Raw genomic sequence first — 21595 nt, 5'->3', positions numbered from 1 at the left:
GCAAACGGCTCCGCCGATGACGCTCCAGGGCTTTTCGACGAGCCTTCGGTCGCCGGACCTACAGCGGCCAAGAGCCAAGGTCGGAGTGCGGGGCCAGCAAGCACTGGCCTGAACTCCGATGCGAGCGCCTATTTTCACCCAGGTGCACACGCGCCGTTGGCGGTTCGGATGCGACCGCGAAACCTCGATGAAGTCGTTGGTCAAGACCACCTGTTAGCCCCCGGAGCACCGTTGCGCCGTCTGGTCGAAGGTGGCGGCGACACCTCCGTTATTTTGTTTGGCCCTCCCGGAACTGGCAAGACCACTCTCGCCAGTTTGATTTCCGCGGCGACTGGACGACACTTTGAAGCGCTTTCCGCGCTTAATGCCGGGGTAAAGGAAGTGCGTGCGGTTATCGACACTGCTCGTCGCACGCTCGTTAACCAGGGCATTCAAACGGTGCTCTTCATCGACGAGGTGCACCGTTTTTCCAAGACCCAGCAGGATGCCCTGTTGGGTGCCGTGGAAAACCGGATTGTCCTTCTCGTCGCGGCAACGACGGAAAACCCATCCTTCTCAGTGGTGTCCCCGCTGCTCAGTCGGTCACTGCTGTTGCAGTTGCAGTCACTGGACGACGAAGCCGTCGGCACGCTCATTGATCGAGCACTTACCGATGAGCGCGGCCTGAATGGTCGCGTCAGTATGACAGACGATGCACGTAAACAGCTCATTGCGCTGGCAGCTGGTGATGCTCGTCGTTCCCTCACGTACCTCGAGGCAGCCGCAGAAGCCGTCGCCGATGGTGAGCAGATTACCGCTGAGTCGCTTGCCAATTCGATCAACAGAGCCGTGGTTCGCTATGACCGCGACGGCGACCAGCATTACGACGTCACCAGCGCGTTTATTAAGTCCGTTCGCGGATCTGATGTCGATGCTGCCCTGCATTACCTGGCGCGGATGATTGAGGGTGGGGAAGACCCTCGGTTTATTGCCCGCCGAATCGTTATTCTGGCCAGCGAAGACATCGGTATGGCCGACCCGACAGCTCTGCAAACCGCCGTCGCCGCGGCGCAGGCAGTTGCCTTGATAGGGATGCCGGAAGCCCGGCTGACGCTGGCGCAGGCCACGATTCACTTGGCAACAGCACCGAAGTCGAATTCGGTCATAAGCGCAATCGACGGGGCATTGAAGGATGTTCGTTCCGGGAAGACCGGACCGGTGCCACCACATTTGCGGGACGGACATTACAGCGGGGCTAAGGACCTTGGTCACGCGGTGGACTATATCTACCCGCACAATGACCCCATGGGTGTCGTCGCCCAACAGTATCCACCAGATCAGTTGGTGGGCACTGATTATTTCGTCCCATCCAATCACGGTCGTGAAAACGGCATGGCTGAATACCTCGGACGCATTCGCCGAATTATCCGGGGGAGCCGCCGGAAATCGAAGTAGGCGAGATCGGTCGGAATCTACGGGGTGCCGGTGGGGTGGTTTTAAAGTTGCTCGAACCGAGCGGGTAGACTGCTAGTTTTGTATTAAACATCTCGGACGCTCGACGTGAAACGAGGAAGTAGAACACCGTGCAGACTCATGAAATTCGAAATCGCTTCATCCAGCATTTCGTAAAGGCGGGACACACCGAGGTCCCCAGTGCCTCCCTGGTTTTGGATGACCCGAACCTGCTGTTCGTTAATGCCGGCATGGTGCCGTTCAAGCCCTACTTCCTCGGCAATGAGACTCCGGACTTCTCCACCGCGACCTCAATTCAGAAGTGCGTGCGCACACTGGACATTGAAGAGGTGGGTATCACCACCCGCCACAACACCTTCTTCCAGATGGCGGGTAACTTCTCCTTCGGAAATTACTTCAAGGAAGGTGCCATCACTCATGCATGGAGCCTTCTGACTGGTGCTGTTGAGGACGGCGGCTTTGGCATCCCGGCTGAGAAGCTGTGGGTGACGGTTTTCCTCGATGACGATGAGGCCCATGACATCTGGCACGAGAAGGTTGGTGTGCCGGAAGAGCGCATTCAGCGCCGAGGCATGGCGGACAACTACTGGTCCATGGGTGTGCCTGGCCCGTGTGGCCCGTGTTCAGAGATTTTCTACGACCGCGGCCCGGAGTACGGTGCTGACGGTGGCCCAGAGGCGGACGAGGATCGCTACATCGAGATTTGGAACCTCGTCTTCATGGAAAACGAGCGTGGCGAAGGAACAGGCAAGGACTCTTTCGAGATTCTTGGCCCACTGCCGAAGAAGAACATCGATACCGGTATGGGCATCGAGCGCGTTGCTTTCCTGCTACAGGGTGTCGACAACGTCTACGAAACCGATCTGCTGCGTCCGGTTATCGACGAAGCTGAGCGGCTCACCGGTTCGAAGTACAGCTCCAACCACCAGGACAACATCCGTTTCCGCGTCATCGCCGACCACAGCCGCACCGGCTTGATGCTGATGCTCGACGGTGTCACCCCCTCGAACTCCGATCGTGGCTATATCCTGCGTCGCCTGCTGCGCCGCATCATCCGCTCTGCGCGTCTGCTCGGCGCTAACGGTCCAGTGCTGGAGAAGCTGATTGGTATTGCGGCCGAGACCATGACCCCGTCGTACCCAGAGATCGCGGAGAACTGGAACCGTATTCGCCGCGTCGCCGTCGCCGAGGAAAAGACCTTCACCAAGACTCTGTCCGCCGGTGAGGAGCTGTTCGAACGTGCTGCCACCAAGGCCAAGGCAGAGGGTAAAACCGTTCTATCCGGTCACGACGCCTTCACCCTGCATGACACCCACGGCTTCCCAATCGACCTGACCATCGAGATGGCCGAAGAGGCCGGCCTGACCATCGACCGCGAGGAATTCGATCGCGAGATGGCTGAGCAGCGTGCGCGCGCAAAGGCCGACAGCCAGGCAAAGAAGCAGTCTCACACCGACCTGCATGTCTACCGCGAGTTCATCGATGAACACCCGACGTCCTTCACTGGTTACGATCGGCTTGCCGACGAATCCACGATTCTTGGCATCATTGCCGATGGCCAGAAGCAGTCGTTTGCCGCAGAGGGCGATGAGATTGAGGTTATCCTCGATCGCACTCCGCTCTACGCCGAGGCCGGCGGTCAGCTGGCTGACCGTGGTCGTATCGTGACTGATTCCGGCGCTGTGGTCCACATCAACGATGTTCAAAAGGTGGGCAAGAAGCTGTGGCTGCACAAAGGCATTGTCACCGCTGGTGAATTCACTCCGGGTGTCTCCGCTGAAGCTTTGGTCGACGAGCAGTGGCGTCACGGTGCTCGTCAGGCGCACACTGCAACTCACTTGATTCACGGTGCTCTGCGTCAGGTACTGGGGGATACTGCAACTCAGGCTGGTTCCATGAATAAGCCGGGCTACCTCCGTTTCGACTTCAAGTACGGTGAGCAGCTCACACCGGAACAGCTCCGTGAGATTGAGCAGATCACCAATGAGGCTGTCGACAACGACTGGGCTGTCAATACTGCCGAGATGCCTTTGGAAGAGGCCAAGGCAGCTGGTGCCATGGCATTGTTCAACGAGAACTACGGCGACATCGTCCGCGTTGTCGAGGTCGGTGGCCCGTTCTCAATTGAGCTGTGTGGCGGTACCCACGTTTCGCATTCTTCGCAGATTGGTCCGGTAGCTGTGCTGGGCGAGTCCTCGGTCGGATCGGGCGTGCGCCGTATTGAGGCTTACTCGGGTATGGATTCCTTCCGCTACCTGTCCACCGAGCGTCTCCTGGCTGAACGACTGGCCACTGAATTCAAGGCTCCTTCTGCTGAGCTGCCAGACCGCATTGCAGCACTGGCTGAAAAGCTCAAGGCTGCAGAGAAGCAGCTCGCTGATTTCAAGGCCGGACAGCTGCTGGCCAATGCCGCGTCTCACCTGGAGTCCGCTCGCACCATCGGCGATGTCACCTACCTCGGCCTTAAGCTTCCCGACGGTACGGAGATGAAGGACATCCGTTCGCTGGCTAATGACTTGGCGAAGCGCCTTGCGGATCGCCCAAGCGTCATTGCGTTGATTTCCAACGCTGGCGGCAAGGTTCCGTTTGTGGCCTCGGTTTCGGATGAAGCCGTCAATCGCGGTATTAAGGCCGGCGATTTGGTGAAGCTGATGGGCGCTGAGGTCGGCGGCAAGGGCGGCGGTAAACCGGCAATGGCACAGGGCTCCGGCTCTGATGCTTCCGGAATCGACGCAGCATTGGCCGCGGTTGAGGCCGAACTGTCCAAGTAGCCAATTAACGGCTGTGCTATCGGAAGAGCAGTAAACAATGGCTAAGCCCCGTATTGATACCCCCGGTCAGGATGATCCCGGTCGGGGTCGACGGCTCGGAATCGACGTCGGCGATGTCCGCGTTGGCGTCGCGGTCTCTGACCCCGACTGTATCCTGGCGACCCCGGTTGAAACAGTCACTCGAGCAACGGGGCGAAAAGATCCTGACGGGCCGGATATTGACCGGCTCGTGGAACTTGCCACTGAACTTGAGGTCGTCGAGATTGTTCTCGGCATGCCCCTCATGCTCGACGGCTCGTTCGGGACTTCTGCGCGGAAAGCTACTGACGTTGGATTCCGGCTGCAGCGCCGACTCGGTGACCGAGTCGTAGTGCATTACGCCGACGAGCGGATGACGACGGTAATGGCCCAATCACGGCTGCACGCAGCAGGTATTGATGTTAAGTCCGGGCGGAAGATTATTGACCAGGTTGCGGCAGTAGAAATTCTGCAGTCCTGGTTGGACAGACGGGCAAAAGCTTTGGACGGAAATACCGACTAAGGGGGCACACAAAAGTTACCGAAAGGTGACAATTCACCCACCTTTGCGCAATTATTAAGTGTGTAATACCTAAGCACGTTTGTCGCGTGCATAGGATTTGAAAAGTTGAAGTGGCGATTCACACCTACAATGCAACCTAGTGCTACGACTTCGTCGTAAAGCTATGTCGCACCAGTCGTTATCAGTCGCGTGTCGTACCCGAACGGGAAGACTCCTTGCTGATACCGATGGGAGAGTGAGCTGCATTCGAGGAGATTATTGATGAGTAAAGACGCGCAGACTGCGCGCCGCACTGATAGCGGCGGTGCCGACCGGGACCGCGCTGGTGCTCGCAGCGGTGGGACAAAGTCTCGAGTTCGTCACCGCCAAACGGCAGTGGCAATCAATGTGACTTCTGTCCTGTTATGCGTGTTGGTCCTCGGAGTGATTGGCCTCGTCTGGAACCGTGGCGGCATTGTTGACGATTACGATGGCAAAGCTGAGGGTCCATTGACGATTGTTGAGGTCAGTGAAGGCACGTCACTTACTGATTTGTCCAACCAGTTGGTGGAAAGCGGCGTCGTCAAGTCTTCCCGTGCGTTCATCCAGGCCGCGAATGAGAACTCTCATTCAAGTGAATTGCAGCCTGGTTTCTACCGACTCCATCAGCGGATGAAGGCCGACGAGACCGTCGAGGCTCTTCTGGATGTCGAAAATCAGGTCGGTACCGTTGACATTCCGACTGGCGCCCGTTTCGCCGATACCCGCATTGTGTCCTCATCGGATGTACGTAAGGGAATTTTCTCGCTTATTTCTGAGGCCACTTGTGTTGAAGACAATGACTGCGTATCCAAGGCCGATCTCGAACGTGCTGCTGGCGAGGCCGATTTGGCCGCGCTGGGTGTTCCAGAATGGGCACGGGACGCGGTAGCTGCGCGTGGCAACGACCCTCGTCGTCTTGAGGGACTCATTACGCCGGGTATTCATCACCTTGACCCGCAGCAGACGCCCGAACAGATGCTTGCAAAATTGGTCAAGGAATCGGTGAAGAATTATGAGGACACGGGTCTCATGGCTTCAGCGGACATGGTTGGTCTTACTCCATACGAGCTGATTACCGCAGCTTCTTTGATCCAGATGGAGGCGCCAGATGGCGACTTCGATAAGGTCGCTCGCGTTATTCTCAACCGTCTCGACGAACCGATGCAGCTGCAGTTCGACTCGACAGTCAACTACGACCTGCCAGATCAGGAAATCGCAACCACGGATGAGGACCGCGCGCGAAAGACCGCGTGGAACACCTACGCCAAGGAGGGGCTGCCGGAAACCCCCATTGCTTCGCCCTCCATCGAGGCGATTCGTGCCATGGAAAATCCGGCTGACGGCACCTGGCTGTACTTTGTCACGGTGGACAAGGAAGGAAATACTGTCTTTAGCACGACCTTCGAAGAGCACGAGGCCGCTATCGACGAGTCACGCAACAATGGCGTGCTGGATTCCAACCGCTAAGAGGTAGAACTCCTATGCCTATAACTCATCGCGCAGCCGTGCTGGGAGATCCGATTGATCACTCGTACTCGCCGGCTATTCACAACGCCGGTTACCGCGCTGCGGGAATGAATGACTGGCACTATGACCGCATCCGATGCAACGCCGAAGAGCTTGCCGACGTCGTTGGTGGCGCAGACCCCAGTTTCCAGGGGTTTTCCGTCACGATGCCCGGCAAGTTTGCCGCGCTGGACTTCGCCGATGAAGTCAGTGAGCGCGCGAGGCTCATTGGTTCAGCGAACACTCTGGTCCGTCGCGATTCGGATTGGTTTGCCGACAACACCGATGGCGACGGCGTACTGGGAGCACTGCGCGAGATAGACTGCACGAACGCACCACGTGGCCGCGCCGTTGTTGTTGGTGCCGGTGGCACAGCACGGCCGGCACTTTGGGCGCTGTCGCAGCTGGGGGTCAATCATGTGACCGTGGTAGCGCGCTCCGAGCGCGCATATGACATTGAACCATTAGCTGCCGCGCTGGGGATGGAATTTGTTTGGGTGACTTTTGATGTTCCAAACCTGGCAGATATTGCTGGTAATGCCGACGTGCTGGTCTCTACGGTGCCGTCAGCCGCAATTGAGTCGGTTGCTGGCTACCTCGCTCGAGCACCGAAGATTCTCGACGTCATTTACAATCCCTGGCCAACCCCACTTGTGAAAGCAGCGGAACGCGGAGGGACACAGGCGGTCGGTGGATTGTCCATGTTGCTACATCAAGCGGTGGGACAGTTTGAGCAGTTTACTGGACGCACTCCCGATGTCGAGGCGATGCGTGCAGCGCTGCCGAACTAGCTCACAACCGTTACAATCCCAAAGTTATGGGGTGGGGAATAACTGAGATAGGGCTGTCTCCGATTGGACAGCACAGGATTGCCCCGGTCTACCTTGACCGGGTTTTCTATTTCCTAGTCGTGATGCTTGTACTCGGCTGGGGCGGTATTGGCTGCTGGTTGGATGTGACTCGGCGAAGACTACCGAACTGGTGGTTAGTGCTAGGGGCAGTGGGTCTGATAGCAACCACTGGAATGGTGCTCCAGCGAAAGAGCACCTTGGCTGACAATCTCGCCAGTGCAGTCGCAGCCATAGGAACAGGAATAGGCCTCTGGTTTGGCCTCTATGTAGCAGTCTTCATCTTCAACCCACGCTCTATGGGGGCTGGAGATGTGAAGCTCGCAGCAATTCTCGGGGGCGGTGTCGGTCTGGTATCGGGCGAGCCAGTGGCGACAGCAATTTGGATTGCAGTGGCAATTCTGTTGGCTGCCGGACTCACTCTCCTCATGGCAGGAGTCACCGCGGGAAAGCGGGGCTGGGGTGACCGTCGTAAAGCAAAAACAGCGCCTGTACCGGCGAGCGTGCCTCATGGGCCTGCGATGCTTGCAGCAACCGCCATTGTGTGGGGGATAAGCGGAGGGTACCTACAAGTCCCCTGAAGCGGTAGACCAGGGGCGATGAAATGGGGCATATTTGAAACTTGTATGCCCCCAAATGCACAAGAAGTACGGCAAACGTGACATTATGATACCTATGCTTCGTTGGACTACCGCGGGTGAATCTCACGGCAAAGCGCTTATCGCTCTCGTAGAAGGCGCGCCAGCCGGACTTCCCCTGACTACAGATGACGTATCACGCCACCTCGCACGCCGCCGCCTCGGCTATGGTCGCGGGGCGCGAATGAAGTTTGAGGCTGATGAGGTCACCCTGCTGACTGGCATTCGACATGGTGAGACGCTGGGATCGCCGATTGGCATTATGGTCGGCAACTCCGAATGGCCCAAGTGGACTGAGGTCATGAGCCCGGATCCAGTTGACCCAGTTGTTTTGGATACAGCTCGTGGCGCCACCTTAACCCGCCCGCGCCCGGGGCATGCCGATTTCAACGGCATGCTGAAGTACAACCACACCGATGCTCGAAACATCCTGGAGCGTTCATCGGCTCGCGAGACTGCAGCACGTGTGGCGGCATCGGTTGTGGCACGCTTAATTCTGCGTGAGACTCTCGGTGTGGAAGTTGTCAGCCACGTTATTTCCATCGGTCGTTCGGAGCCCTACGAGGGGCCACTGCCGACCTTCGCTGATCAGGACAAGATTGACGAGTCGCCAGTGCGTGCATTCTCCGCAGCTGCGGAGGAGTCGATGATTGACGAAATCAAGGCCGCCAAGAAGCAGGGCGACACCCTCGGTGGCATCGTCGAGGTCGTTGTCCACGGTCTGCCGGTGGGTCTGGGATCGCACATTTCCGGTGATGCCCGTCTGGATTCGCAGCTTGCGGCTGCCTTGATGGGAATTCAGTCCGTCAAGGGCGTGGAGATCGGCGACGGTTTTGAGGAAGCCCGTCGCCGTGGCACCGACGCTCACGATGAAATGGTGCGTACCGACGACGGCGTGGATCGGGAAACTAACCGCGCCGGTGGCCTGGAGGGTGGCATGACTAATGCTCAACCTCTCGTTGTGCGTGCTGCGATGAAACCAATTTCGACCGTTCCGCGTGCGCTGAAGACCGTCGATATGGCCAGCGGCGATGCAGCTACCGCAATCCACCAGCGCTCTGATGTCTGCGCGGTCCCGGCCGGCGGTGTTGTCGCAGAGGCAATGGTCGCGCTGGTACTGGCGCGTGCAGTGATGGAAAAGTTCGGCGGCGATAGCCTGGAGGAAACCAAGCGTAACGTTGAGGGCTACTTGGAGCAGACTCGACGTCGCCTTGATTGGAAATAGCGCCACAGTCGCGCACACGAAGAAGGGTAAAACGAGGGGAATGTCCGTTCCTACTATTGTCCTTGTCGGACCGCCCGGATCGGGAAAGTCCACCATCGGTCGTCGACTGTCTCGTGCATTGAGCACAAGACTCACCGATACCGATGAGATGATTGAACAGCGCATGGGCAAGACTTGTGGGGAAGTCTTTTCCGAGCTGGGAGAGCCGGAATTCCGCCGTATCGAGGAACAAATCGTGGCGGAGGCTCTGACCCACGACGGAATCGTCTCACTTGGCGGTGGTGCCGTGATTTCGCAGGCGACCCGTGACCTGCTGGCAGACCATAACGTCGTCTACCTCGAGATCAGCATTGCAGAGGGGGTCCGTCGTACAGCGGGTAACAATTCGCGCCCGGTGCTCCAGGCGGATGACCCTGAGGCTCATTACCGCGCGCTCTATGAGGCTCGCCGAGCTTTTTACGAAGATGCAGCCACTTTCAAGGTGCGTTCCGACGAACGTTCCCCGCAGCGCGTTGTGGCCGAGATCCTCAGCTACCTCGATGAAACCTGCGACGAGGCTTAACTGGCGACTCTTAAAAGGCGGCAGCTAATCACTGCCGTATAACCAGCAACTCCATACATTTCTTACGCTAACGACTAGGGACTGACAATGAACTCAACCCGCACAATCCGTGTTGAAGGCCCATCCCCGTACACGGTAGCCATGGGGCATGGACTCACCGAGCAGATTGCGGAGGCCGCTACGTTTGCCTCCCAGGTTGCGGTGATTCACCAGGGGAGCGTTCAAGAGCTGAGCTTCGGCGTCATCAAGGCTCTGGCGGACAAGGGAGTCGACGCCTTTAGCATCCAGGTTCCGGATGCGGAGGAGGGCAAGACGCTCGCAGTTGCTGAAACAGTTTGGGACACTTTTGGTGAACGCGGTCTGGGCCGGCGTGACGCGGTAATCGCGATTGGCGGCGGTGCAGCTACAGACTTCGGTGGATTCGTCGCCGCCGCGTGGATGCGTGGAGTGAAGGTTATCCAGGTCCCGACGACGCTGCTCGGCATGGTCGACGCAGCTGTCGGCGGTAAGACCGGTATCAACACTGCAGCCGGCAAGAACCTGGTCGGCGCTTTCCACGAGCCTGCCGCGGTGTTTTGTGACCTTGACGTCCTGCGCACCTTGCCGAAGGCCGAGCTGATTGCGGGCTCGGCAGAGATTATCAAGGCTGGATTTATCGCGGACACGAAGATTCTCGATCTTTACGAGGCAAACCCGCAGGCCTGCCTCGATGTTGACGGTGACCTGCCAGAACTGGTCGAGCGCGCGATTGCTGTCAAGGCACGCGTTGTCGTTGAGGATCTGAAGGAATCTGGCCTCCGCGAGATCCTGAACTATGGCCACACTTTCGGTCATGCCGTTGAGCACTTTGAAAACTACCGCTGGCGCCATGGCCACGCCGTCGCTGTAGGCATGGTTTATGTCGCCGAGCTGGCCAAGATCACCGGACATATTAATCAGGAACTCGTAGACCGCCATCGTCGCATCCTAGAGTCCATTGGGCTGCCAACGACCTACCAGGCAGGTCGTTTTACCGAGCTCTACGATGCTATGACCAGGGATAAGAAGAACCGGGATGGTGCGATCCGATTCGTTATTCTGGAACGCCCCGGTGAAACAGCCCGTCTTGAAGGTCCGGGCATGGATGACCTCGAGCGTGCATACGAACTGCTCTGCAACAATGGGCAGGCCGCATCTGAGGAGTCAACCCGCTAATGACCTCTCTTCGTGCAGCAACGGATGCCACAACGGCGATTCCGACCGTGCTTGTTCTGAACGGCCCGAACCTCGACCGTCTGGGCAAGCGTCAGCCAGAAATTTACGGTGCCACTACTTTGGCCGATGTCGAATCTGAACTTCGCACCCTAGCCAAGGAGCTTGGCGTCGTAGTGGATTGCCGCCAATCCAACTATGAAGGTCAACTCATCGAGTGGGTTCACGAAGCTGCCGACTACGGTTGGCCAGTCATTATCAATCCAGGGGGGGTGACACACACCTCCGTCGCCCTACGTGACGCGCTTGCCGAAATTGCCGACGGCGCGGGCTTCCACGAGGTCCATATTTCAAACATTCACGCCCGGGAGGAGTTTCGGCACCACTCGTACCTGTCGGCGCTTGCCGCGGGCGTTATCGTCGGATGCGGAACTGATGGGTATTCCATGGCACTGAGAAGGGTGAGTACGAAACTATGACAGATATCTCCACGAACTACGCCGCCCGCCGAGCCGCTCTTATCGACGCATTGTCCGACAACGACTGCGACGGTTTCCTCACAGTCGATCCGACGCATGTTGGTTGGCTTACAGGTTTCCACGGCTCGAATGCTGGTTTGATTGTTGCGGCCAGTGGGGAAGCGCTGCTTTCCACCGACGGCCGCTATACGGTTCAGGCTGGCAAACAGGCACCGGACGTGGAGTTACTCACCGCCCGCAACACCGGCGTGGCACTCGTCGGTCAATGCCGAAAGCTGGATATCTCGCGTCTTGGTGTTGAATCTGAGTTCCTCACTATGGCCGCTTATCAAGAGCTAGAGGATGCCCGGCCACAGGCACTCGAGCTGGTATCGACTACGGGCGTCGTCTCTAAACTGCGGGAGGTCAAGTCCGATACAGAACTCGTCGCTCTGCGCCACGTCGCCGACATCGCGGTCCGCGCATTCGAGGACTTGCTTCACGACGGCATCGTGGTCGCCGGCCGCACGGAGCGCGAAGTCGCCGCAGAGTTGGAGTACCGCATGCGCATGCATGGCGCCGATCGGCCAAGCTTCGACACGATTGTCGCGAGCGGCCCGAATTCCGCCAAGCCACACCACGGAGCGGAAGATCGCGTAATCGAGGCAGGTGACCTGGTCACTATTGACTTTGGCGCCTTTGCCGGGGGCTACAACTCAGATATGACACGTACCCTCTTTGCCGGTGAGGCGGGAACGTCGTCAAGCGAAAACGGTCCGAACAATACGTCGTCAGATTTGGACGGCGCGATTGTTGCCGGGGTGGAGTTCGCAGACGAGAAGGCCCGAGAGATTTACAATGTCGTGCTGGAAGCCCAGCTGGCTGGCGTAAAAGCGGCCGTGCCAGGGGCTGATGTTGTGGCTGTAGACGCAGCATGCCGGGACATTATTGAAAAGGCTGGTTATGGGGAGCACTTCGTTCATTCCACCGGCCACGGAATCGGTATTGAGGTGCATGAGGCTCCATTTGCTGCTCGCACCGGCAAGGGGAAGTTGGCAGCTGGCATGACGTTGACCATCGAGCCTGGTATTTATGTGCCGGGGTTCGGCGGTGTGCGCATCGAAGATACGTTGATTATCACCGACACCGAGCCGGAAATTATTACGCAGCTGCCGAAACCGCGGGCCTAACATCACGGCGTTTTATTTTTCTCTCGATGAGATACGGAGTATCGTGGTTTCGTCAGAGAGCTTTTTAACAATTTCAGGAGAGTTTAGTTGGCTACCACCGCAGATTTTAAAAACGGTCTAGTTATCAAGCACGACAATAAGCTTCAGCAGATCGTGGAGTTCCAGCACGTCAAGCCAGGTAAGGGTCCGGCATTCGTCCGCACCAAGCTGAAGGACGTTCTGACCGGCAAGGTTGTTGACAAGACTTTCAACGCTGGCGTCAAGATTGAGACTGCTACCGTCGACCGTCGCGACATGACGTACCTGTACCACGACGGTGAAGGATACGTCTTCATGGACGACAAGACCTACGACCAGATTTCCATCCTGGACGCTCAGATGCCGGAGGGTGCTAAGTTCCTGCTTCCGGAAACCACCTGCCAGGTGTCCTTCCATGAGGGCAACGTTCTTTTCGCTGAAATGCCTGTTTCGGTTGAACTGAAGGTTGAGCAGACCGACCCGGGTCTGCAGGGCGACCGCTCCACCGGTGGCACCAAGCCGGCAACTTTGGAGACTGGCGCTGAGATTCAGGTGCCGCTGTTCATCGAAACCGGCGACGTACTGAAGGTCGACACCCGTGACGGCTCCTACCTGTCCCGCGTCAACCACTAATTCCCTCATCTAGTTCACCCTTTTGTTGAGAGCGATACATACACATCCATGACTGAAAAGGATCACAAGTCCGTCGAGACCCCGGATGCGCAGGAGTCCGCGAAAGTTCGCGAACCTAACTACAAGCGCCACGGCGCGCGCTACCGTGCGCGCCGTCGTGCGGTAGATCTGCTATTTGAGGCCGAGCAGCGAGGCGTCGACGTCGTCAAGCTTCTTGAAGAGCGGCTGGAAATGGTCCGTAATCCCGATCTGGATGTGAATCCAATTGCGGAGTACACCGAGCAGATCGTGCGCGGTGTAGCTGCGGAAATTATCGGTATCGACTCGACGATTTCTTCGTACCTGACGGAGGAGTGGCCGCTGCGTCGCCTACCGGCAGTCGACCGTGCTATTTTGCGTCTTTCCACCTGGGAGCTGTTCTACAACTCCGACGTGCCTCCGCGTGTGGCCGTGGTGGAAGGCGTTGAGCTGGCATCGGAATACTCCACTGATGTGGCGGCACCGTACATCAACGCAGTTCTCGATGCCGAGGCCAAGATTGCCGACCAGGCACGCCTGGCAGCAGCAGCTGTTAGCACTTCGGTGGGCGAGTCCCAGTTCGACGAGGCTATTCAGGCACAGGCTGCTGCAAATGAGGAAGCTGACAAGGCACTGGCTGACTCCGATGAGATGGCTAAGATTACCGGCCTGGACATGAGCGATATTGCCAAGCTGGTGGCTGAAGACGTGGCTAAGAGCGAGAACGGGTCCTAGCCAATCAAAGCGGCCGGGCTCACTGCGAGCCGATCACAGTCGGTTCTCGCGGATTGTCTGAAACTCCAAGTCCCTTTTTTGGGGGCTTGGAGTTTTGTTGCATTTAGAGGCAATTTAAGTGTGAGTGCTATTCTGGTCAGCGGAAGTTTGCACCGCGACCGTAGTTGCGGGTCACGCAAACTGATAATCAAATATCCACAATCAAGACATCCTTTAACGGACCGCACTGAGAGGCGGGGAAGGAGGTCACGATGAGCGAAGGAACGCCGCAAACAACCGAGCTGCTCAATGCAGACGAAGTTGCACGTACCATCGCGCGCATCGCGCACCAAATTATTGAAAAAACTGCGCTGGATAGCCCAAATGCTGGGCGCGTAGTTCTCCTCGGTATTCCGTCTGGTGGCGTACCGCTGGCGGAGAAGCTAGCCGATTTGATTGAACAGTTCTCCGGCATTCGCCCGGAAACTGGATCGCTTGATATCACCCTGTACAGGGATGACTTGCGCAAGGGCCCGCACCGCGCCCTGCAGCCCACGAACATTCCAAACTCCGGAATCGACGGCACCACCGTTGTTCTCGTAGACGATGTCCTCTTCTCAGGTCGCACAATTCGTGCCGCACTCGACGCTATTGCTGACATGGGTCGCCCGCGAGTAATTCAGCTTGCAGTGCTGGTTGATCGTGGTCATCGTCAACTACCAATTCGCGCCGATTACGTCGGTAAGAATCTGCCAACTTCCCGCGACGAAGACGTCGATGTGCTGGTAGAGGCACTTGACGGCCGTGACGCGGTTATTCTCACCCGGGCGGAGGAACAGTGAAACACCTGATTAGCATTGCGGATTTGACCAAGGATGAAATTGTCGGCCTGATGGATGAGGCTGATCGTTTCAAGGAGGTCATCCGCGGTCGGGAAATTAAGAAGCTGCCGACCCTGCGCGGCCGCACTATTTACAACCTCTTTTACGAGAACTCCACGCGTACCCGCTCTTCTTTTGAGACTGCGGGTAAGTGGATGAGCGCCGATGTTATTAATATCTCGGCTTCCTCTTCCTCTGTGAAGAAAGGCGAAAGTCTGAAAGACACCGCGCTGACTTTGGATGCTATCGGCGGCGATGCCATCGTCGTTAGGCACCCATCGTCGGGCGCGGCACAGCTGATCGCCAAGTGGACTGAGGAATTTGGCAACGGCCCATCGATCATCAACGCGGGTGACGGAAAGCACCAGCACCCGACGCAGGCTCTCCTGGACGCGGTGACGTTGCGTCAGCGCCTCGGTGGAATTGAGGGGCGCAAGGTCGTCATCGTTGGCGATATTTTGCACTCTCGCGTCGCTCGCTCTAACGCCGATCTGCTAAGCAAGCTCGGCGCCGAGGTCGTCTTCGTCGCGCCACCGACGCTGCTGCCGTTTGGCATCGAGACCTGGCCGGTGCGTGTTGCCTACCGCATGGAAGACGAGATCCGCGATGCTGATGCCGTGATGATGCTCCGCGTTCAGCAGGAGCGCATGAACGGAGGCTTCTTCCCATCCCATCGCGAATACGCCACTCGCTACGGGCTGTCGAAGGCTCGCGAGAAGATGCTTCGCGACGACTGCATTGTGATGCACCCAGGCCCGATGCTTCGTGGCATGGAAATTAACGATGCCGTCGCTGATTTGCCGCGCACTGCCGTGCTGCAGCAGGTAGCCAACGGTGTCCACGTCCGCATGGCAGTTCTTTTCACACTGCTGACCTCAGGTGTTTCCGCCAACTTGGAAGGGCAGGCATAAATGTCGAATCGCAATGAGTATGACGAAGCCTCGTACCCCGAGGTAGGACCATTGGCAGCACCCGCACGGGGACAGCTGCTGCTGAAGGGTGTGCGTCCCTACGGTGAAGGCGAAGACGTCGACGTCTTGATTGAAGATGGCGTTATCGCTGAGATTGGAGAAAATCTCACGGCCGAGGACGGGGTAGAGGTCCTGGAGTTCGACTCCCTCGTTCTCTTGCCAGGCCTGGTTGACATCCATGTGCACCTGCGGGAGCCGGGCCGTGAAGATACGGAAACCCTGGCCACTGGTTCCGCTGCCGCAGCACGCGGTGGTTTCACCGCAGTGTTCACTATGGCCAATACCGCGCCGGTAACCGATGACCCCTCGATTGCTGAGTCGGTGTGGCTCAAGGGCCAGGCGCTGAACCTCTGCGACGTTCACCCGGTCGGATCCATTACTAAGGGGCTGAAGGGCGAGACGCTGACTGAGTTCGGCATGATGGCAGACTCGCAGGCGAAGGTACGCATGTTCTCCGATGACGGTAAGTGCGTTGATAATCCGCTGATTATGCGCCGCGCGATTGAATACGCCCGCGGCGAAGACGTATTGCTGGCGCAGCACTGCGAAGATCCGCGTCTGACCGCAGATGCATCGGCTCACGAAGGTCCGACCGCCGCACGACTCGGCCTGACCGGGTGGCCGCGCGTAGCTGAGGAGTCCATCGTGGCCCGAGATGCCATTATGGCTCGCGACTACGGCGGACGCATGCACATCTGCCACGCTTCCACCGAAGGTACGGTTGAGCTGGTCAAGTGGGCAAAGGAGCATGATATTCCGCTGACCGCCGAGGTTACCCCGCATCACCTGATTCTCACCGATGAGAAGTTGGAGACCTACGACGGCGTCTACCGCGTCAATCCGCCGCTGCGTGAGCAGCGCGACACCCTGGCTCTGCGTCAGGCTCTGATTGACGGGATCATTGACTGTGTCGCTACCGACCACGCTCCGCACGGCTCTGAAGAAAAGTGCTGCGAGTTCGAGCACGCTAAGCCCGGCATGCTTGGTCTGGAGACCTCGATGCCAATCATCGCCGAAGAGTTCGTTTTGAAGGGCGATTGTGATTGGCGCTGGCTGGCCAAGGTCATGAGTGAGCGTCCCGCTCAAATCGTGAAGCTACCGGGGCACGGCCGTCCGATTGCTGTCGGTGAGCCTGCCAACCTGACCGTTGTTGACCCGGGCAAAAAGTGGACGGTCCGCGGCGAAGACCTGGCGTCGAAGTCCGAGAACACTCCTTATGAGGAAATGGAGATGGCCGTGTCCGTGGCAGCTACCGTGCTGCGCGGTAAGGTGACCGCTCTTAACGGAGAGGTCGCTGGATAATATTCATGTCAACGCATAAAAATTCACATGCGTCCCGTATGATTAATGTAAATTCCTCGCACGCTACCCAACTGAAAGGCAATAACGTGAGCAACGAGTCGCAGGCCGCGGCCGCTACAGCGGCAGTCCTGGTATTGGCAGATGGCCGAGTGTTCCGCGGACGCGGTTTCGGCGCCACCGGTACAACCCTGGGTGAGGCAGTTTTTACCACCGCTATGACGGGCTACCAGGAAACCCTGACGGACCCGTCCTACCACCGCCAGCTGATTGTGGCTACCGCACCACAGATCGGCAACACCGGTTGGAACGATGAGGACTACGAGTCCCGCGGAAACAAGATTTGGGCAGCTGGCTTTATTATCCGCGATTTGTCGCGCATTCCCTCCAACTGGCGCTCGAAGCGCAGCTTGGAAGATGAACTGAAGGCACAGGGCATCATCGGTATCCGCCAGATTGATACCCGCGCGCTGGTTCGCCATTTGCGCGACAATGGCTCGATTGCCGCTGGTATTTTCTCCGGTGAGGACGCACAGCAGCCCGTCGATAAGCTGGTGGAAATCGTTCGCGCTCAGCCTGCGATGAAGGGCGCGGATCTGGCTCGCGAGGTCAGCACCGATGAGGCCTATGTCGTGGAACCACAGGGGGAGAAGAAGGCACGTGTTGTGGCCTACGACCTGGGCATCAAGTCCAACACCCCGCGTGAGCTGGCTAAGCGTGGCCTGGAAGTCGTAGTTGTTCCGGCTAACACTCCGTACGAAGATATTAAGAAGGAATACCAGCCGGACGGTGTCTTCTTGTCCAACGGCCCGGGTGACCCGGCAACTGCTGATGAGATGGTTGCGGTCGCCAAGGCTGCCCTCGATGACGGTATGCCGCTATTCGGTATCTGCTTCGGTAACCAGATTCTTGGCCGCGCACTCGGCCTGAGTACCTACAAGCTGGTCTTCGGTCACCGCGGCGTCAATGTTCCGGTGAAGGACCACCACACTGGCCGTATTTTTATCACCGCTCAGAACCACGGCTTCGCACTTGAAGGCAAGGCCGGCGAGAGTTTCGATACCCCGTGGGGCGAGGCAGAGGTTACGCACACCTGCCTTAACGACGACGTCGTGGAAGGTGTCGCACTGAAGAACGGCATGGCCTTTTCTGTGCAGTACCACCCGGAGTCCGCAGCCGGCCCGCACGATGCGCACTCTCTCTTTGATGACTTCCTGGCGCTGATCCAGAAGGTCGATTTCAACAAGTCCGCAACCGGAAACTCGAACAAGTAGGAAAGGGCTAAGGGACCTAACACCATGCCACGTCGTACAGACATCAACCACGTACTGGTTATCGGCTCCGGCCCGATTGTTATCGGTCAGGCCTGCGAGTTCGACTACTCCGGCACCCAGGCTTGCCGCGTGCTACGCGAAGAAGGCCTGCGAGTCACGCTGGTCAACTCCAACCCGGCAACGATTATGACTGACCCGGAGTTCGCAGACTCCACCTATATCGAGCCGATTGAAACCAAGTACATCGAAAAGATCCTGGCCAAGGAAGCTGCAGAGGGCAACCCGATTGACGCTGTCCTGGCAACTCTCGGTGGCCAGACTGCTCTGAACGCAGCTATTCAGCTGGACCGCGAGGGCATTCTGGAGAAGTACAATGTCGAGCTGATTGGTGCTGATATTCCGGCCATTCAGCGCGGTGAGGATCGCCAGATGTTCAAGGACATCGTCGCCAAGATTGGTGGCGAGTCCGCTCGTTCCCGCGTCTGCCACAACATGGAAGAAGTCCATGAGACTGTTGCAGAGCTCGGTCTTCCGGTCGTTGTTCGCCCTTCGTTCACCATGGGCGGTCTGGGTTCCGGTCTGGCCTTCAACCAGGAAGACCTCGACCGTATTGCAGGTGGCGGCCTGGCCGCATCGCCCGAGGCCAATGTTCTGATCGAGGAGTCCATCCTCGGCTGGAAGGAATTTGAGCTCGAGCTCATGCGCGATGGCGACGACAACGTCGTCGTGGTCTGCTCCATTGAAAACGTTGATGCCCTCGGTGTCCACACTGGTGACTCGGTGACTGTCGCCCCGTCGATGACTCTGACCGACCGCGAGTTCCAGACCATGCGTGACCAAGGCATCGCAATTCTGCGTGAGGTCGGCGTTGACACCGGTGGCTGTAACATCCAGTTCGCCATCAACCCGAATGACGGCCGCATCATCACCATTGAGATGAACCCGCGTGTCTCCCGCTCGTCGGCGCTTGCTTCCAAGGCAACTGGTTTCCCGATTGCAAAGATTGCTGCCAAGCTGGCTATCGGCTACACCCTTGATGAGATCACCAACGACATCACCGGTGAAACCCCGGCAGCGTTTGAGCCGGTGCAGGACTACGTGATTGTCAAGGCTCCACGCTTTGCTTTCGAGAAGTTCCCAGGTGCTGACGATACGCTGACCACCACCATGAAGTCCGTCGGTGAGGCCATGGCTATCGGCCGTAACTACATCGGCGCGCTCGGTAAGGTCATGCGCTCGCTGGAGAACAAGCCAGCTGGTTTCTGGACTGTTCCGGATGAGGACTTCGCAGGTGAGCGCGCAAACGATGTCAACGCTGTCCTTGAAGATCTGAAGCGTCCGACTGAAGGCCGCATCTACGACGTTGAGCTGGCTCAGCGTTTGGGTGCTTCCATCGAGCAGATCCACGAAGCTTCCGGCCTGGATCCGTGGTTTATCGCCGAGATGGAAAACCTGCAGGATATCCGCAAGGAGCTTATCGACGCTCCGGTGCTGACCTCCGACCTGCTGCGTGAGGCTAAGTATTGGGGCCTGTCCGACGCTCAGATTGCTGCGCTGCGTCCGGAGTTGGCCGGGGAAGACGGCGTGCGCGAGCTGCGCTGGCGCCTGAACATCCACCCGGTATTCAAGACTGTCGATACCTGCTCCGCCGAGTTCGAAGCACAGACTCCGTACCACTACTCGGCATACGAGCTGGACCCGGCTGCTGAGTCCGAGGTCGCCCCGCAGACCGAGAAGGAAAAGGTCATCATCCTCGGTTCTGGTCCGAACCGTATCGGCCAGGGCATTGAGTTCGACTACTCCTGTGTCCACGCGGCCCTCGAGCTTTCCCGCGTTGGCTACGAGACCGTCATGGTCAACTGCAACCCGGAAACGGTTTCCACCGACTACGACACCGCAGATCGCCTCTATTTCGAGCCATTGACCTTCGAGGATGTCCTCGAGGTCTACCACGCTGAGAGCCAGTCCGGAAAGGTCGCAGGCGTCATTGTTCAGCTCGGTGGCCAGACCCCGCTGGGCCTGGCGGAGCGTCTGCAGGCCGCAGGCGTTCCGATCGTCGGCACTAGCCCAGAGGCAATCGACCTGGCTGAGGACCGCGGTGAGTTCGGCAAGGTGCTGGCTGAGGCCAAGCTGCCGGCGCCGGAGTTCGGTACCGCCACTTCCTTCGCAGAAGCTCGCCAGGTTGCCGCTGGTATCGGTTACCCGGTGCTGGTCCGTCCGTCCTACGTCCTCGGCGGCCGTGGCATGGAAATCGTCTACGATGAGGCCACTCTGGAGGACTACATCAACCGCGCTACCGAGCTGTCCAATGAGCACCCGGTACTGGTTGACCGCTTCCTGGACAGCGCCATCGAGATTGATGTTGATGCACTGTGTGATGGGGAAGAGGTCTACCTCGGCGGCGTTATGGAGCACATCGAGGAAGCCGGTATTCACTCCGGTGACTCCGCGTGTGCGCTGCCTCCGATGACTCTGTCGGCAGGCATCATCGACAAGGTGCGTGAATCCACCAAGGCACTGGCACATGGCATCGGTGTCAAGGGCCTGATGAACGTTCAGTACGCACTCAAGGACGAGACCCTCTACGTCATCGAGGCCAACCCGCGTGCATCTCGCACCGTACCGTTTGTCTCCAAGGCAACCTCGGTTCCGCTGGCTAAGGCCGCGTCCCGCGTCATGATGGGCGATACTATCGCGGAACTGCGCGAAGAGGGCATGATCCCGTCCAACTTCGACGGTGGCTCCCTGCCTGCTGACGCTCCGATTGCGGTTAAGGAAGCGGTCCTGCCGTTCAACCGCTTCCGCGACTTCGAGGGCCGCGCTCTCGACAGTCTGCTGAGCCCGGAGATGAAGTCCACCGGTGAAGTCATGGGCCTGGCCGACAACTTTGGTGCCGCTTTCGCCAAGGGCGAGCTGGCCGGTTTCGGTGAGCTGCCGACCGAGGGCACGATCTTCGTTTCGCTGGCCAACCGCGATAAGCGCACTCTGGTCTTCCCGATCCTCACGCTGGCGGATATGGGCTTCCGCATCCTGGCAACGGAGGGTACGGCCGGTATGCTGCGCCGCAACGGTGTTGAGTGTGAGGTCGTCGCAAAGCGTACGACTGATTCCGATGCGCCGACGGACGAGCGCGACATCGTCGACATGATTCGCGACGGTGAGGTTGACATCATTATCAACACCCCGTCCGGTTCTGCTGGCGCACGCTCTGACGGATATGAGATTCGCGCTGCTGCTGTGAGCCAGGGCGTAACTTGTGTGACCACCGCTCAGGGGGCCGTCGCCGCACTGCAGGGCATTCTGGCACTGCGCAACGGTGAGATGAGCGTTAAGGCTCTGCAGGAACTCCACCCGGCAGAGTTGGCTGCTCAGGAGCAGGCATAA

General features: G+C 58.3%; 17 protein-coding genes and 1 pseudogene. All 18 read left to right on the top strand.

What is annotated here, in order from left to right; translation table 11 throughout:
* The first annotated feature begins 108 nt into the window (after positions 1-108).
* Positions 109-1434 carry a replication-associated recombination protein A gene (locus QP995_RS07645; RefSeq protein WP_224433708.1) on the top strand — a complete coding sequence of 442 codons (1326 nt, stop codon included), beginning with the start codon at positions 109-111 and terminating at the stop codon, positions 1432-1434.
* Positions 1435-1562: 128 nt separating this feature from the next.
* Positions 1563-4223 carry an alanine--tRNA ligase gene (alaS, locus tag QP995_RS07640; protein WP_016422696.1) on the top strand — a complete coding sequence of 887 codons (2661 nt, stop codon included), beginning with the start codon at positions 1563-1565 and terminating at the stop codon, positions 4221-4223.
* A gap of 37 nt (positions 4224-4260) precedes the next feature.
* Positions 4261-4764 carry a Holliday junction resolvase RuvX gene (ruvX, locus tag QP995_RS07635; RefSeq protein WP_016422697.1) on the top strand — a complete coding sequence of 168 codons (504 nt, stop codon included), beginning with the start codon at positions 4261-4263 and terminating at the stop codon, positions 4762-4764.
* 261 nt (positions 4765-5025) lie between these two features.
* A complete protein-coding gene (gene mltG, locus QP995_RS07630) occupies positions 5026-6252 on the top strand; it encodes an endolytic transglycosylase MltG (protein WP_048731838.1) in 1227 nt (408 codons plus the stop codon).
* Between the two features lie 14 nt (positions 6253-6266).
* Positions 6267-7082: a shikimate dehydrogenase gene (locus QP995_RS07625; RefSeq protein ID WP_016422699.1), complete on the top strand. Its 816-nt coding sequence runs from the start codon at positions 6267-6269 to the stop codon at positions 7080-7082.
* 26 nt (positions 7083-7108) lie between these two features.
* Entirely contained in the window at positions 7109-7720 is a 612-nt protein-coding gene (locus QP995_RS07620) for a prepilin peptidase (RefSeq protein ID WP_350309318.1), read from the top strand.
* A gap of 94 nt (positions 7721-7814) precedes the next feature.
* Entirely contained in the window at positions 7815-9002 is a 1188-nt protein-coding gene (gene aroC / locus QP995_RS07615; RefSeq protein ID WP_284853077.1) for a chorismate synthase, read from the top strand.
* Between the two features lie 40 nt (positions 9003-9042).
* The gene (locus QP995_RS07610) at positions 9043-9564 is read left to right on the top strand and encodes a shikimate kinase (RefSeq protein WP_048731844.1); all 522 of its coding nucleotides are present in this window, start codon (positions 9043-9045) and stop codon (positions 9562-9564) included.
* 87 nt (positions 9565-9651) lie between these two features.
* Positions 9652-10758: a 3-dehydroquinate synthase gene (gene aroB / locus QP995_RS07605; RefSeq protein WP_284853076.1), complete on the top strand. Its 1107-nt coding sequence runs from the start codon at positions 9652-9654 to the stop codon at positions 10756-10758.
* Complete coding sequence (gene aroQ, locus QP995_RS07600) at positions 10758-11234, top strand: type II 3-dehydroquinate dehydratase (RefSeq protein WP_070595282.1); 477 nt, start codon at positions 10758-10760, stop codon at positions 11232-11234. The genes aroB and aroQ overlap by 1 nt, the downstream gene beginning before the upstream one ends.
* Positions 11231-12403, top strand: a complete 1173-nt coding sequence (locus tag QP995_RS07595) for a M24 family metallopeptidase (RefSeq protein WP_070653108.1) — start codon at positions 11231-11233, stop codon at positions 12401-12403. The genes aroQ and QP995_RS07595 overlap by 4 nt, the downstream gene beginning before the upstream one ends.
* 87 nt (positions 12404-12490) lie before the next feature.
* Positions 12491-13054, top strand: coding sequence for an elongation factor P (gene efp / locus QP995_RS07590; protein WP_016422706.1), 564 nt, complete (start codon positions 12491-12493; stop codon positions 13052-13054).
* Between the two features lie 48 nt (positions 13055-13102).
* A pseudogene (gene nusB, locus QP995_RS07585) lies at positions 13103-13624 on the top strand (transcription antitermination factor NusB); the annotation flags it as partial.
* A 434-nt stretch (positions 13625-14058) separates the two neighbouring features.
* Positions 14059-14628, top strand: coding sequence for a bifunctional pyr operon transcriptional regulator/uracil phosphoribosyltransferase PyrR (gene pyrR / locus QP995_RS07580; protein WP_049193730.1), 570 nt, complete (start codon positions 14059-14061; stop codon positions 14626-14628).
* The gene (locus QP995_RS07575; protein ID WP_016422709.1) at positions 14625-15578 is read left to right on the top strand and encodes an aspartate carbamoyltransferase catalytic subunit; all 954 of its coding nucleotides are present in this window, start codon (positions 14625-14627) and stop codon (positions 15576-15578) included. The genes pyrR and QP995_RS07575 overlap by 4 nt, the downstream gene beginning before the upstream one ends.
* Positions 15579-16940 (top strand): dihydroorotase, encoded by a 1362-nt coding sequence (locus QP995_RS07570; RefSeq protein ID WP_016422710.1) that lies wholly within the window; start codon positions 15579-15581, stop codon positions 16938-16940.
* 38 nt (positions 16941-16978) lie between these two features.
* Positions 16979-18211 carry a glutamine-hydrolyzing carbamoyl-phosphate synthase small subunit gene (carA, locus tag QP995_RS07565; RefSeq protein ID WP_502869798.1) on the top strand — a complete coding sequence of 411 codons (1233 nt, stop codon included), beginning with the start codon at positions 16979-16981 and terminating at the stop codon, positions 18209-18211.
* A gap of 24 nt (positions 18212-18235) precedes the next feature.
* Positions 18236-21595: a carbamoyl-phosphate synthase large subunit gene (carB, locus tag QP995_RS07560; protein ID WP_076771762.1), complete on the top strand. Its 3360-nt coding sequence runs from the start codon at positions 18236-18238 to the stop codon at positions 21593-21595.

Source organism: Corynebacterium sp. MSK032, from assembly GCF_030232065.1.
GTDB lineage: Bacteria > Actinomycetota > Actinomycetes > Mycobacteriales > Mycobacteriaceae > Corynebacterium > Corynebacterium jeikeium_D.
Note: the sequence above shows the minus strand (reverse complement) of the source record. Positions and strands in the feature narration are given on the sequence as shown.